This is a genomic window from Halomonas sp. H10-59 (genome assembly GCF_040070555.1).
GTDB classification, from domain to species: Bacteria; Pseudomonadota; Gammaproteobacteria; order Pseudomonadales; family Halomonadaceae; genus Halomonas; species Halomonas litopenaei.
In genome coordinates this window covers 3403329-3416878 of record NZ_CP098828.1, presented here as the reverse complement: position 1 = coordinate 3416878, position 13550 = coordinate 3403329, and the positions used below count along the sequence as shown (strand labels likewise).

Below are 13550 nucleotides of genomic sequence, written 5' to 3'. Positions count from 1 at the left end.
GTCAGTTCACCTCCTGATGGTGGTGGACCGGTTGGCCCAGGGCTTCGTCGATCAGCAGGCCGAGGCTATTGACCATGATCACGATGCCGCCTGCCGGGATGGCGAGGTAAGGCCACATCATCGAAATTCGGGTGCTGGGGGCGGTCTGGCTGGAGACCCGGCCGACCAGCTCGAAGCCGTACTTGATCATGACGAAGGCGAACACCGCCGAGCACAGCACAACCAGGATGCGCATCAGGCGGCCCACGCGTTCGCCGCAATACTCCAGCACGATGTCGACCGAAATCAGGGTGCCCTTGCGGTAGGCGTAGCCGGCACCGATAAAGGTCAGCCAGAGCATCGAAAAGCGCGCGATCTCGTCGGAGAAGAACAAGGGACTGCCGACCACGAATCGGGCGAAGACTTGCCAGAAGATCAGTACGGTCATGACCAGAAGCAGCAGCGCCAGGCCCCAGCCGATCAAGCGGTTGAAGTGCCCGATCCCGGCGTTGACGAATTGCAGGAAGGATTGCATGGGATGCCTCGCAGGAAGAGACGGCGCCCGCCTTGCCATGGGCTCGGCGGGCGCCTTGTTGCTTAGTGGTCGAAGTTGATCGCGGCGTCGACCAGGTCCTCGCCCACGGTCGGTGCCCACTTGTCGATCACCGGACGGACGGCCTCACGGAAGGGGCCCAGGTCCGGCTCGGTCACGGTCATGCCGAGTTCCGCCAGTTCGCCCTTGTAGCGCTGCTCCAGCTCCTGGCTGGCCTCACGCTGCACCGGCAGTGCGATCTGCGCGGCTTCGAGGATGATCTGCTGATCTTCTTTGCTGAACGAGTTGAACAGGTTCAGGCTCATCATCAGCGGCGCCGGCGAATAGACGTGCTGGGTGATGTTCAGGTAGTCCTGGACCTCGTAGAAGTTGACGTCGTAGATGGTGGCCAGCGGGTTTTCCTGGCTGTCCATGACCCCCTGCTGCAGCGCGGTGTAGACCTCGGTCCAGGCCATCGGCGTGGCGTTGGCGCCCAGCGCTTCCCAGGTGTCCACCTGAACGCGGCTTTCCTGGGTGCGGTGATTGATGCCGTCGAGATCGCTCGGGTGCTCGAGCGGGCGTACCGAGTTGGTGTTGTGGCGGAAGCCGTTTTCCATCCAGGCCAGGAACTTGACGTTCATCTGCTCTTCGGCGAGTTGAGCGAGCTGTTCGCCGTGTTCGCTGTCGAGGAAGCCGTAGGCGTGCTCGTGGTCCTCGAAGATGTAGGGCAGGTCGAACAGCAGGAACTCGTCGACAAAACCGCCCATGGGGCCGGTGGAGGCGATGCCGGCGTCGATGATGCCAAGCCCCATGCCCTCGATGACCTCACGCTCGGCGCCCAGGGCGTTGTCGTAGTGAGGTTCGATGGTCAGACGGCCATCCGACAGGCGCTCAAGTTCCTCACCGAACTTGAGGATACCGATGCCCTGCTGTGACTCGGGTCCCAGCGGCAGGCTGACGTCGATGGTGCGTTCCTGCTGGGCAAGGGCGGTCGCGGACAGGCCAAGACCGACAGCGGCGGTCAGGGCGGTCAGGCTGAAGGGGAGGGGGTGAAAGTGGCGCATGGAGCTCTCCTGTTGTCGTTGTGAGCCCCTGGCCGGCAGCGAGGGGCAATCGGCGGCGCTCGAGGTGGTGGCGCTGCGGAGTGCACACTTGTAAATCCAAACGACATACGTATTCAACAATAGAAAATTTCATGATCCATGTATGTGAAGTAAGTTGCTGAATATTAATTAAATATACTTTAGTTTAATTCAGTGACTACGTAGTCTTTTTTTGTGGATTGATGGGTGGCGTGCGCGCTTTGTAGCGTCGGGTGGAGGCTGGGGCAAGTGACGTCAGGAGGCCTGAAGTGGAGTGGGCTGGCGCGAGCTGGAGTGAGCTGGAATGAGCTGGCGTGAGGTGGAGTGAGCTGGAGTGGGCTGGCGTGAGGTGGAGTGAGCTGGCGCGAGGTGAGGGCGGCTCGTACATGGGCTCGCACCAGGCGCTCGACAGCGTCACATCAAGCTGTCATCTGGTGGTGATTGACTACACTGTCGCCAGGTCGGTGGCACGCCTTGACATCCACCTCGGCGACGCACAGCTAAGGGGCGAAAAGCCGTGGCGTGAAACGGCAAATCTGGTTAGCATGCGCCGTCCGGTAGTAGGGTAGGGGGCTCGTCGGGTGGACGAGCCTCGTGGGTCGCGATTCGGCTCACCTCGACCGGGCCTATCCATCTTGACGGGTCGTTGTACTCAGGCGGGAGCGTATTGTTATGTCAAAAGTGATCATCATCGGTGCCGGCGGTGTGGGCAGTGTCGTCGCTCACAAGTGTGCGCAGCTTGAATCGGTGTTTACCGATATCCTGTTGGCCAGTCGCACCGAATCCAAGTGCAAGGCCATCGCCGAGCAGTTGCCGCGCCCGATTCGCACAGCCCAGGTCGACGCCGACAACGTCGCCGAGCTGACTGCCCTGCTCGAAGCCGAGAAGCCGGAGCTGGTCATCAACGTGGCGCTGCCCTACCAGGACCTGAGCATCATGGATGCCTGCCTGGCCGCCGGCGTGCACTACCTCGACACCGCCAACTACGAGCCGCTGGATACCGCCAAGTTCGAGTACAAGTGGCAGTGGGCCTACCAGGATCGCTTCAAGCAGGCCGGCCTGACCGCGCTGCTCGGCAGCGGCTTCGATCCGGGCGCCACCAACATGTTCACCGCCTATCTCGCCAAGCACTACTTCGACGAGATCGAGGAGCTGGACATCATCGACGTCAACGGCGGCGATCATGGCTATCCCTTCGCCACCAACTTCAACCCGGAGATCAACATCCGGGAGGTCAGCGCGGACTGCCGCCACTATGAAGATGGCGAGTTCGTCACCACGCCGCCGATGTCCAAGATGGCCCGTTTCAGCTGCCCCGAAGAGGTCGGTGACTACAACATCTACCGCCTCTACCACGAGGAGTTGGAGTCGCTGTCCAAGCACTTCCCGAGCCTCAAGCGTGCCCAGTTCTGGATGAGCTTCGGCGACAGCTACCTCAAGCACCTGGAGGTGCTGAAGAATGTCGGCATGACCGGCATCGAGCCGGTGGAGTACAACGGCCAGCAGATCGTGCCGATCCAGTTCCTGGCCAGCCTGCTGCCCGACCCCTCCACTCTGGGCCCGCGCACCAAGGGCAAGACCTGCATCGGCACCGTGGTCCGCGGCAAGAAGGATGGCCAGGAAAAGGTCATGTACCTGTACAACATCTGCGACCACCAGGACTGCTACGCCGAGGTGAAGTCCCAGGCGATCTCCTACACCACCGGCGTGCCGGCGATGATCGGCGCCAAGATGATCCTCGAGGGCCACTGGAAGCGCCCGGGCGTGTGGAACATGGAGCAGTGCGATCCCGATCCGTTCATGGCCGACATGAACGAGTACGGTCTGCCGTGGAAGGTCATCGAGCTGGATCCGTCGTTCCGTCTGGACGTGCAGAAGGGCGAGGACCTCTAAGGCGTGGAGATCCTTCAGTTCACGGATATCACGCGGCTGGACGCCGAAGAGCTGCCGTCACCCTGCTACGTCGTCGACGAGGTGGCGGTGGAGCGCAACCTGGCGATCCTCGCCGAGGTCGCCGAGGCCAGCGGTGCCAAGGTGCTGTCGGCGCTCAAGGCCTTCAGCATGTGGCACTTCGCGCCGATGGTGTCGCGCTACTTGAGCGGCACCTGCGCCAGCGGCCTGCACGAGGCGCAGCTCGGGCGTGAGCACTATGGTGGCGAGGTCCACGTCTTCGGTGCCGCCTACAGCGACGCCGATCTGGCCGAGATCCTCAAGATCGCCGACCATGTGGTGTTCAACAGTTCGGCCCAGTGGCGGCGGGCCCAGCCGCTGGTGCGCGAGGCGCTGGCGCGTCGTCCGGGGCTGCGCTTCGGGCTGCGCATCAATCCCGAGCACTCCGAGGGCGATGTACCGATCTATGATCCCTGCGCACCGGGGTCGCGGCTCGGTATCCCGTTGTCCGAGCTCGACGAGCAGAGCCTCGACGGCATCAGCGGCCTGCACTTCCATACCCTGTGCGAGCATGACTTCCCGCCGCTCGAGCGTACCCTGGCGGCGGTGGAAGAGCGCTTCGGCCATCTGCTCGGGCGCATGCAGTGGGTCAACTTCGGCGGTGGCCACCATGTCACCCGTCCCGACTACCAGCGTGACGACCTGATCCGCTGCGTGCGTGACTTCGCCGAGCGTCACCAGGTGCAGGTCTACCTGGAGCCCGGCGAGGCGGTTGCCATCGGTTCCGGGGTGCTGGTGACCACGGTGCTGGACACGAGCTTCAATGCGCTGAACCAGGCGATCCTCGACACCTCGGCCACCTGCCATATGCCGGACGTGCTGGAGATGCCCTACCGCCCTGGTCTGCTGGGGGCGGGGGAGCCAGGCGAGTATCCGCACACCTATCGACTGGGCGGGCTGACCTGTCTGGCCGGGGACGTGATCGGCGACTACAGCTTCCCCGAGCCGCTTGAGATCGGTCAGAAGCTGATCTTCAAGGACATGTCCCACTACACCATGGTCAAGACCACCACCTTCAATGGCACGCGCCTGCCGGCCATTGCGGTGTGGAACTCCGAGACCGGTGAGCTCAGGGTGATCCGCGAGTTCGGCTATCAGGACTTCCGCGAACGCCTGTCCTGACGGCAGAGTGGAAGGTGCAAAGCCCAGGTCGGGGGCTGAGATTCGGGGCCGAGGTCAGGGCCTGATTCGGCTCTGAGGATTGAGACCGAGGTTCGAGTCCGAGGTTCTGGAGCTCGACTGACGCTGATCGTGGTATCGATTCGATCGGACCGTCTTCGCTGCGCAAGACGCCCGCCCCGTTCGGCACTGCCGAGCGGGGCGGGCGTCTTTTCGTCTGCGCCTTAAAAACCTTCGAGCACGATCTTGCCCTTGGCCTTGCCGCTCTCGATCAGCGCATGGGCGCGCTTGAGGTTGTCGGCGTTGATGGTGCCGTAGCTGTCGGTGGCGGTGGAGCGAACCCGCCCCGTGTCGATCAGCCCCGCCACCTTGTCGAGGATCTCGCCCTGTCGGGCGATATCGTCGGTGGTGAAGAGCGCGCGGGTAAACATCAGCTCCCAGTGGATCGACACCGCCTTGGGCTTGAACGGGGTGATGTTCAGCGTCTCTGGGTCATCGATCAGCCCGAAGCGGCCCTGGGGGGCGATCAACTCGGCCACCTGGGGGGCATAGTGCTCCGAATAGTTGGTCGAGAACACGAAGGCTGGCGCACCCAGGCCCAGTGCCTCGACCTGCTCGGGCAGCGGCTGGCTGTGGTCGATCACATGGTGGGCGCCGAGTTCCTTCACCCAGGCCTGGGTCTCCGGGCGTGAGGCGGTGGCGATGATCTGCAGGTCGGTCAAGGCGCGCAACAGCTGGATGGTGATGGAACCCACGCCGCCGGCACCGCCGATCACCAGCACCGCACGGGCGGCACCGGGGACCGGATCAAGCACCCGCAGGCGATCGAACAGCATCTCGAAGGCGGTCAGGGTGGTGAGCGGCAGCGCCGCTGCCTGGGCGGTGGGGATGGAGCGAGGCGCATGCCCGACGATGCGCTCGTCGACCAGATGGTACTCGCTGTTGGTGCCCGGGCGTGAGATGTCGCCGGCGTACCAGACCTGGTCGCCCACGGCGAAGCGTGAGGCCTGGTCGCCGACGGCGACTACTTCGCCGACCGCATCCCAGCCAATTACCGCAGGCTGGCCTTCTTCGGGTGCACGGGCCTGGCGAATCTTGACGTCCACCGGGTTGACCGAAATCGCCTCGACCTTGACCAGCAGGTCAAAACCGCTGGCCTGTGGTGTGTCGAGGGTCAGATCGACCAGGGCGTCGTCGTGGTCGATGGGGCCGGGGGCGTGGTAACCGATAGCTTTCATGGGATCTCCCGTAAGGTGTTCATCAATGGCAGCACCTTAGCGTGCTATGGAGTCGTGAAACACCGGCGGCCGCCAAACACACTATTCGGAATTCCCGGACAATGGCGCCCTCAGGATGCAGAAGAAATAGCGGCCACAAACCGCCTGCCAGGCCGTTTGTGACCGGTTGGTGGGGAAGGGATCTTGGGGATGTTGGCGTATGGTCAGTCGATCAGTCCCTGGTCGACGAGAAACTGCTCGGCGACCGTCTCGACGACGTCGCGGTTCACGTCCACCTGTTCGTTGAGGCGGGTCATCACCTCATCGTCGAGCTTGGCAGCGAGAGCATTGAGCTGGGCTTCCAGCTCGGGGTGGGTGTCCAACGCCTCCTGGCGCACCACGGGGGTCATGGCGTAGGGCGGGAAGAAGCCCTTGTCGTCCTCGAGGATACGTAGATCGAAGGCCGATACGCGTCCATCGGTGGTGGTGACCATGGCGATGTCCACCTGATCGTCTCTCAGCGCCGTGTAGGTCAGGCCGGTATCCATGCGCTTGATGTCGGAACGCTCGAACTGAAAGCCGTAGATGTCCTGCATCGGCCGCAGTCCGTCAGGTCGGGCGTAGAATTCTGCATTGGAGGCAAACAGCAGGTCCTCGCCGGCGTTGACCGCTTCTGCCATGTCCGAAATGCTGGTGATCTCCATGGCCTCGGCGTCGGCCTCTCGCATGGCGATCGCGTAGGTGTTGTTGACGCCGGAAGGTTCGAGCCAGGCAAGTCCCTTCTCGGCATCCAGCGCCTTGACGCGGTCATAGGTTTCCTGGGAATCGAGCTTTTCCTCGACCCCATTGAAGACGATAAGGGAAGTGCCGGTGTACTCCCAGTAGAGGTCTACCTGGCCGTTTTCCTGGGCCTGACGCAGCACCGCCGAGCCCATGCCGGCGCGCTTGTCCACGTCGTAGCCGAGATGGTCAAGGTACTGGGCGGTCATGCTCGAGATGATCTGCTGTTCGGTAAAGTTCTTGCCACCGACCACGATGTTGTCGTCAGCATGAGATGTTATGGCAAAGAGGGTGAGCAGTCCGGCGGTGATTGTTGTCGTGGCACGGCGTTGAAGTGTCATCTAGAAGTCCGGTTATGGGGTGGAGCCTTAAGTCTAGGCCAGCGGGGCTCGCTGCCAAGGGGCGACGCACGAGTCTTTGCAATGGGGACGATTGCAGATGCAAATGACTGAAAGTTGCAGAAATCGCTACCATGATCTCACGCTTCATTACGTGGAAAGGTGCCCGGAAAGCCGCATGGAAATCGAAGAGTTCATCAACTGTTATCAAAAGGGGCTCAATCAGCTTGACGGGATGACAGTCGCCGACTCCCGGCTTGGCTATGAGCGCCTGTGCGAAAGTTTTCAGGTGAGAAGCTCGGCAATCGCTTGCGACGTCACCGAGATCACCGGTGTGCCGGTCACCAGGCTGTGGGCGCGTGATGGCGTGGGTCGAGGCGATGGCGTGGTGGTGTATGCCCATGGTGGAGGCTGGTCGCTCGGGTCTAGTCGTAGCCATCGCGGCGTCGCCGAAGCCCTGGTGCTGGCGCTGGGCCGCGAAGTGGTCAGCGTGGACTATCGGCTGCTGCCTGAAGCGAATTACCGCGAAGCACTGGCGGATGTGCTTGGCGTGTGGCGAACCTGTGATCCTGTCGCCGCGGTAGGGGATAGCGCCGGGGGCAGGCTGGTAATGGATGCAGCAGCCACGCTAACTCGGGAAGGCGTTGGCGTACCACCGCTGGGGCTGATCTATCCGGTCGTCGGTACGCCGCATATGACGACGCTGGGGCCGGACGCACCGCTGCTGACACGCGACGATGTCATGGCGTTGTGGCGGTCGGTCGCGGCCGATATTCCCTGTCATGATGTGAGCCTTCCGCCGTCGCGCTACGTTCATGTGCTGGCGGCAGAGCACGACCCGCTGACGGCAATGGCGGCAGATGCCGTGGAGCGATGGTCGGGCACTTCAGTGCATGTTTCTCTGGAGATCGCCGAAGGCATGGTGCATAGCGCGCTGCATGGCCTTCCCAGGCTGAGACCCATGCAGGCTGCCTGGCGGACCTTTTGCTCGCGGCTCAACGCTTCAATCGAGGCAGCAGCGAGTCATGACGGGAGTGAGTGAGAAGCAGGGGGGGCGCGACGGAGGTGAAGTTCTGCCGCCGGGCGACCAAGAGACGGTGTTAACGCTGTGCTCGGAGGGGAGCCGGAATCCCTGCGTCGAGACGTGCCTGCCGTTGACGACGATGCTTTGATATTCACCTCGGCTTCCCTGGGGCCGGGAGCATGGCTACACTTGGCGTTTCCCATTGCCCACAGGACGTTGCATGGCAAGCTCGCGGCCCAGCTACGCAAGAATAAAGGAATATCTGCTGTCCGAGATCGAGAGCGGGGCCTACGTCGCCGGTGATCGAATCCCTGCCGAGAATGCGCTGGCTACCCAGTTTGGGGTCAGCCGCATGACCGCCAATAAGGCCATACGCGATCTGGTACAGAAGGGCTTGCTGGTGCGCCGGGTGGGGTCTGGTACCTTCGTCAGTCAGCGCAAGTCCGAATCGTCGCTGTTCGACATCCGCAATATCGCCGACGAGATCCGCCTGCGAGGCGGCGAGCACTCAAGTGAGATCATCGCGTTGAAGGAGGTGGCCGCATCCGAGGAGGTCGCCGTCTTTCTGGGGGTGAGGACCGGGACCCGGGTGTTCTACTCAGAGATCGTGCATCGGGAAAATGGCGTGGCGATCCAGCTCGAGCGACGCCACGTCAACCCGAAGCTGGCGCCGGACTACCTGCAGCAGGACTTCGAGCGCCAGACGCCCAACGCCATCCTGGTGGCGCGTTATCCGGTCACCGACGTCGAGAACAGCGTCGAGGCGATGCTGCCAAGTGACGAGGAAGCGGCGCTGCTGGAGATGTCTCCCAGCGACGCCTGCCTGCTGGTGGTGCGGCGTACCTGGTCCGGGGAGCTGTTGATCAGCTACACCCAGCTTCTGCATCCCGGCAAGCGCTACAAGCTGAACGCCTCCCGCAATACCTGAAGCTACCCTGGCGCATCGCCGCGCTGTTCGGACGGCTTCCCTTCGCAGGTCTTTACTGTGAGGGTGGCGACGGCTGTGGCTTGGTGTCATGCAGCGCTCGCGTTTTCACCTCCCTCTCTCGGTGATCTCCCCCGGCAAGCTCTCTCGCCGAACTCCCTCCTATCACCCTGCTATCTCTCTGCTGTCTCTCTACTGGCAGCGCTGACGAACGCTTGGCGCCCGTCGTTCTCCCCCTCCCTGACGTTGCCCTCGATGACCATCTCTCGGGTTCCCGGCGGGCTTCAGGGTGTCGTGCCGAGGACTCCCTCGACATCGATGCGGGTCGTCGATGACGTTAGGTGTATATACCAATATGTGCCACAAGCGCCTGGTGTCACCATTTGTCATTAGACCTTGGTCGATAAATCTCAAAGCCTATTTTATAGAAAACGTTTAAAAAACAATAAATAAATTTCGTTCTGAGATTTTTGGCAAGAATGTCTGGGTGGAAAGCTGGTCATTTTAGCGATAGATATGTATATACATATTGAGCGGCCGTCAGCGCTCGATGTCACTGCCAACAACAAGACCGGAGGCAAGACGCTATGCAACCACTCAAGGGGATCACCGTCCTCGACCTGTCCCGGGTGCTCGCCGGGCCCTACTGCACCGCCATGCTGGCCGACCTGGGCGCCGAGGTGATCAAGGTCGAGTCGGGGCAGGGCGATGACAGCCGTCATATTGCGCCTTACGTCGAGGGCGAAAGCCTGTACTTCTCGATGCTCAATCGTGGCAAGAAGAGCCTGTGTCTGAATCTCAAGGACCCCCAGGACCTCGAGCGTTTTCATCAGCTATGCGAGAGCGCTGACGTGGTGGTGGAAAACTTTCGGCCCGGGGTGACCGAGCGCCTGGGAATCGACGAGGCGACGCTGCGTGCGCGCTACCCCCGTCTCATCTATTGCTCGATCTCCGGCTTCGGTCAGAGCGGTGCCATGCGCGCCAAGCCGGCCTACGACATCATCGCCCAGGCGCTGTCGGGCATGATGGCGGCCACCGGACCCGATGGCGGGATGCCGACCCGCATCGGCGAGTCGCTGGGCGATGTGTGCGCCGGAATGTTCGCCAGCTGGTCGATCGCAGCGGCGTTGTTCGCCCGTGAACGTGACCCCGAGCGCCAGGGCTGCCATCTGGATGTGTCCATGCTCGATTGCCTGTTCTCGATGCAGGTCACCAACCTGGCGCAGTTCGTCGCCAGCGGCCAGGCGCCTTCCCCTATCGGCAACCGCCATCCGCTGTCGGCGCCCTTCGACAGCTTCGAGGCCAAGGATGGCCAGGTGATCATCGCGGTGATCAACAACACGCTGTTTTCTCGCCTGGCCGAGTGCATGCAGGCGCCAGAACTCGCCGAGGATGCGCGCTTTGTCGACGACGAGCAGCGCTGTCTCCACCAGGCCGAACTCAAGTTGCTGATCGAAGACTGGACCGGCCAGTTCACCGTGGAGGAGGTCTGCGCGCGTCTCGATCAGGCGGGAGTGCCGGCGTCTCCGATCTGGAACATCGCTCAGCTTGCCGAATCCCGGCATGCCGAAGACCGCCAGCTGCTGCTCGATATGGGGCACTGGCGCTCGCCGGCCCAACCGGTGTTCTTCAATGGCCGACGGGTCGTCTGCGATCGCCCCGCGCCGACGCTTGGCCAACACAACGCCTGTCTCGAATCACAGCACCTCGACAAGGAGATCGACGCATGAACTTTACCTTCAATGAAGATGACATCGCCTTCCAGGACGCCGCTCACCGCGTCTGTGCTGAGGTGCTCAAGACCAATGCGGCGCGCTACGACGAAACGCGGGAGTTCTGCCGCGAGAGCCTCGACGCCCTGGGCGAGCTGGGCTTTTGGGGCATGAACCTGCCCGAGCAGTACGTTGGTGTGGAAATCTCGAGCATCGCCATGTCGCTGGCGGTGGAAGAGATCGCCTACCACTGCGCGGCCACCTGTTCATCGCTGACTGCTCACTTTCTGGCCACCGACTCGGTACTGATCGGCGCCACCGAGGATCAGAAGCAGACACTGCTTCCCCAGTGTGCCAGTGGCGAGAAGCTGGGCGCCTTCGCCCTGACCGAGCCTGGGGCCGGCTCCAATCCCGCCGAGATGCGCACCCGGGCGGTACGCACCAGCGACGGCTGGCACCTGACCGGCACCAAGCACTACATCACCAACGGCGCCTTCGCCGACTTCCTGGTGGTCTATGCCAAGACCGACCCCGATCAGGGCCACCGCGGCATCTCTGCCTTTCTGGTCAATCGCCACACCGCGGGTCTCGAGTTCTCGAGTCCCGAGAAGACCCTGGGCCTGCGCGGTAGCCATATCTACGAGATCGGCTTCGACTGCGTGCTGCCATTGGATGCCTTGATGGGCGAGGAGGGGGCCGGATTCGCCACCGCCATGGAGGTGCTGGATCGCGGTCGGGTCGAGGTGGCGGCGATGAGCGTCGGTATCTCGCGGGCCGCTCGGGATGCGTCGCTGGCCTGGTCGAAGGAGCGCATCGTCGGTGGCAAGCCGCTGTGCCGGCACCAGGGCATCCAGTGGATGCTGGCCGAGATGCACGCCCAGCTCGAGGCCGCCAAGCTGGTGACCTACAAGGCGGCGGACGCGCGGGACTCCGGTCAGCGTTTCAGCCTGGAGTCGGCGGTGGCCAAGCTGGTGGCCTCCGAGGCGGCAGCCAAGGTCACCGACGCCGCGGTGCAGGTCCATGGTGGCTACGGCTACATCTCCGACCTGCCGATCGAGCGCTACTACCGTGACGCCCGCATCACCCGCATCTTCGAGGGCACCTCGGAGATCCAGAAGATCATCATTGGCCGTGCCATCACCGCCTGACCGCCCAGCAAGGGAGATAGCCCATGAAAATCCTTGTCGCGGTCAAGCGCGTCATCGATCACAACGTCAAGATCCGGGTCAAGCCGGACCACTCCGGCGTGGACCTCACCAACGTCAAGATGGCCCTCAACCCGTTCTGTGAAATCGCCGTGGAGCAAGCGGTTCGCCTCAAGGAGGCCGGCGTGGCCAGTGAGGTGCTGGTGGTCAGTGCCGGGCCGAAGGCGGTGCAGGAGCAGTTGCGCACGGCGCTGGCTCTCGGCGCCGACCGTGCTCTGCACATCGACACCGAGGTCGCGCTGGAATCGCTGGCGGTGGCGCACCTGCTCAAGGCGGTCGTCGAGCAGGAAAAGCCGGAGCTGGTGCTGCTCGGCAAGCAGGCCATCGACAGTGACAACAATCAGACAGGCCAGATGCTGGCCGCCCTCGGCGGCATGCCCCAGGGCACCTTCGCTTCCGACCTGGAGGTAGAGCAGGGCCAGATCAAGGTCACCCGCGAGATCGACGGCGGCCTCGAGACCCTGTCGCTGGCGCTGCCGGCGGTTATCACTACCGACCTGCGCCTCAACGAGCCTCGCTACGCCAAGCTGCCGGACATCATGAAGGCCAAGAAGAAGCCCCTGGCGGTGACCACGCCCGACGCCTTGGGCGTCGACGTCAGCCCTCGGCTCAGGCTCAAGGCGGTCGAGCCGCCGCCCGAGCGGCAGGGCGGCATCAAGGTGGCCTCGGTGGCCGAACTCGTGGACAAGCTCAAGAACGACGCCAAGGTGATCGCATGAAGATTCTGGTCGTGGGGGAACATCACAAAGGACAGCTCGGCGAGGCCACCGCGCGGGTGGTGGCCGCCGCCCGGCAGATCGCACAGACCGCAGCGGACCCAAGTGGCGTCGATATCGACGTGCTGGTAGCCGGTGAGGGTGTCGCGGGCATCGCCGAGGCGGCGGCAAGGCTTGAGGGCGTCAGCCGGGTGCGGCTGGCCGATCAGGCGAGCCTTGCCCATCAACTGGCCGAGCCCATGGGCGATCTGGTGGCGGCGCTGGTCGGGGACTACACCCACGTGCTGGCGGCGGCATCGACCAGCGGCAAGAACGTGCTGCCGCGGGTAGCGGCGCTTGCGGATGTCGCCCAGCTCTCCGAGGTCATCGCGGTCGAGTCCGCCGATACCTTCAAGCGGCCGATCTACGCTGGCAACGCCATCGCCACGGTACAGAGTCTGGACCCGGTCAAGGTCATCACCGTGCGGGTCACCGCCTTCGAGGCGGTGGCCGAGGCCTCAAGCGCAGCACCCATCGAGTCCGTCGACATCGCCATCGTCAATCAGCACTCGCGCCTCGTCGGCGAGACCCGGGCGGTGAGCGAGCGCCCGGAGCTGGGCGCTGCCAGGGTGGTCATCTCCGGCGGTCGCGGCATGGGCAGCGGTGACAACTTTGCCCTGCTCGAAGGTATCGCCGATACCCTTGGCGGCGCCATCGGGGCGTCGCGGGCGGCGGTGGACGCCGGCTTCGTGGCCAACGACCTGCAGGTGGGGCAGACCGGCAAGGTGGTCGCGCCGGAGCTGTACATCGCGGTGGGTATCAGCGGCGCCATCCAGCACCTGGCAGGGATGAAGGACTCGAAGGTCATCGTCGCCATCAACAAGGACGAGGAGGCGCCGATCTTTCAGGTCGCCGACTACGGTCTTGTCGCGGACCTGTTCCAGGCACTGCCCGAGCTGGACCAGGCACTGGCCGAGCGCTGACGCGGCTGA

Annotated in this window: 12 protein-coding genes; 8 read left to right on the top strand and 4 right to left on the bottom strand. The window is 63.3% G+C overall.

Features of this window, described 5'->3' with window-relative positions; genetic code table 11:
- Window position 1: 1 nt before the first annotated feature.
- Window positions 2-514 carry a TRAP transporter small permease gene (locus tag NFG57_RS14875; protein ID WP_045992527.1) on the bottom strand — a complete coding sequence of 171 codons (513 nt, stop codon included), beginning with the start codon at window positions 512-514 and terminating at the stop codon, window positions 2-4.
- 62 nt (window positions 515-576) lie between these two features.
- Window positions 577-1575 (bottom strand): TRAP transporter substrate-binding protein, encoded by a 999-nt coding sequence (locus NFG57_RS14870; RefSeq protein WP_108448358.1) that lies wholly within the window; start codon window positions 1573-1575, stop codon window positions 577-579.
- Between the two features lie 690 nt (window positions 1576-2265).
- Between NFG57_RS14870 and NFG57_RS14865 the strand changes: the two genes are divergently transcribed.
- Window positions 2266-3486, top strand: a complete 1221-nt coding sequence (locus NFG57_RS14865) for a saccharopine dehydrogenase family protein (protein WP_045992530.1) — start codon at window positions 2266-2268, stop codon at window positions 3484-3486.
- A gap of 3 nt (window positions 3487-3489) precedes the next feature.
- Window positions 3490-4665: a carboxynorspermidine decarboxylase gene (gene nspC / locus NFG57_RS14860; protein WP_348814638.1), complete on the top strand. Its 1176-nt coding sequence runs from the start codon at window positions 3490-3492 to the stop codon at window positions 4663-4665.
- 221 nt (window positions 4666-4886) lie between these two features.
- On the opposite strand, the gene NFG57_RS14855 is transcribed toward nspC, so the two are convergent.
- Complete coding sequence (locus tag NFG57_RS14855) at window positions 4887-5900, bottom strand: zinc-binding alcohol dehydrogenase family protein (RefSeq protein WP_348814637.1); 1014 nt, start codon at window positions 5898-5900, stop codon at window positions 4887-4889.
- 203 nt (window positions 5901-6103) lie between these two features.
- A complete protein-coding gene (locus NFG57_RS14850; RefSeq protein ID WP_348814636.1) occupies window positions 6104-7000 on the bottom strand; it encodes a glycine betaine ABC transporter substrate-binding protein in 897 nt (298 codons plus the stop codon).
- A 175-nt stretch (window positions 7001-7175) separates the two neighbouring features.
- Here NFG57_RS14850 and NFG57_RS14845 point away from each other — a divergent pair, with 175 nt between their 5' ends.
- The 6 genes from NFG57_RS14845 (at window position 7176) to NFG57_RS14820 (ending at window position 13541) form a co-directional block, all read left to right on the top strand.
- Window positions 7176-8039, top strand: a complete 864-nt coding sequence (locus NFG57_RS14845; protein ID WP_348814635.1) for an alpha/beta hydrolase fold domain-containing protein — start codon at window positions 7176-7178, stop codon at window positions 8037-8039.
- 202 nt (window positions 8040-8241) lie between these two features.
- Complete coding sequence (gene hutC, locus NFG57_RS14840) at window positions 8242-8949, top strand: histidine utilization repressor (protein ID WP_348814634.1); 708 nt, start codon at window positions 8242-8244, stop codon at window positions 8947-8949.
- A gap of 584 nt (window positions 8950-9533) precedes the next feature.
- On the top strand, window positions 9534-10676 hold the full coding sequence (locus NFG57_RS14835; protein WP_348814633.1) for a CoA transferase: 1143 nt from the start codon (window positions 9534-9536) through the stop codon (window positions 10674-10676).
- A complete protein-coding gene (locus NFG57_RS14830) occupies window positions 10673-11806 on the top strand; it encodes an acyl-CoA dehydrogenase family protein (RefSeq protein WP_348814632.1) in 1134 nt (377 codons plus the stop codon). Before NFG57_RS14835 ends, NFG57_RS14830 begins: the two co-directional genes overlap by 4 nt.
- A gap of 23 nt (window positions 11807-11829) precedes the next feature.
- Window positions 11830-12582 (top strand): electron transfer flavoprotein subunit beta/FixA family protein, encoded by a 753-nt coding sequence (locus NFG57_RS14825; RefSeq protein WP_348814631.1) that lies wholly within the window; start codon window positions 11830-11832, stop codon window positions 12580-12582.
- Window positions 12579-13541 carry an FAD-binding protein gene (locus NFG57_RS14820; RefSeq protein WP_348814630.1) on the top strand — a complete coding sequence of 321 codons (963 nt, stop codon included), beginning with the start codon at window positions 12579-12581 and terminating at the stop codon, window positions 13539-13541. The genes NFG57_RS14825 and NFG57_RS14820 overlap by 4 nt, the downstream gene beginning before the upstream one ends.
- Window positions 13542-13550 lie beyond the last annotated feature (9 nt).

Bases quoted from the DNA above. Each gene is read 5' to 3' on its own strand.
- NFG57_RS14855 (WP_348814637.1), bottom strand. From the start codon at position 5,900: ATGAAAGCTATCGGTTACCACGCCCCCGGCCCCATCGACCACGACGAC.
- hutC (WP_348814634.1), top strand. From the start codon at position 8,242: ATGGCAAGCTCGCGGCCCAGCTACGCAAGAATAAAGGAATATCTGCTG.
- NFG57_RS14820 (WP_348814630.1), top strand. From the start codon at position 12,579: ATGAAGATTCTGGTCGTGGGGGAACATCACAAAGGACAGCTCGGCGAG.
- NFG57_RS14825 (WP_348814631.1), top strand. From the start codon at position 11,830: ATGAAAATCCTTGTCGCGGTCAAGCGCGTCATCGATCACAACGTCAAG.
- NFG57_RS14875 (WP_045992527.1), bottom strand. From the start codon at position 514: ATGCAATCCTTCCTGCAATTCGTCAACGCCGGGATCGGGCACTTCAAC.
- NFG57_RS14830 (WP_348814632.1), top strand. From the start codon at position 10,673: ATGAACTTTACCTTCAATGAAGATGACATCGCCTTCCAGGACGCCGCT.
- NFG57_RS14850 (WP_348814636.1), bottom strand. From the start codon at position 7,000: ATGACACTTCAACGCCGTGCCACGACAACAATCACCGCCGGACTGCTC.
- NFG57_RS14870 (WP_108448358.1), bottom strand. From the start codon at position 1,575: ATGCGCCACTTTCACCCCCTCCCCTTCAGCCTGACCGCCCTGACCGCC.
- NFG57_RS14845 (WP_348814635.1), top strand. From the start codon at position 7,176: ATGGAAATCGAAGAGTTCATCAACTGTTATCAAAAGGGGCTCAATCAG.
- NFG57_RS14835 (WP_348814633.1), top strand. From the start codon at position 9,534: ATGCAACCACTCAAGGGGATCACCGTCCTCGACCTGTCCCGGGTGCTC.
- NFG57_RS14865 (WP_045992530.1), top strand. From the start codon at position 2,266: ATGTCAAAAGTGATCATCATCGGTGCCGGCGGTGTGGGCAGTGTCGTC.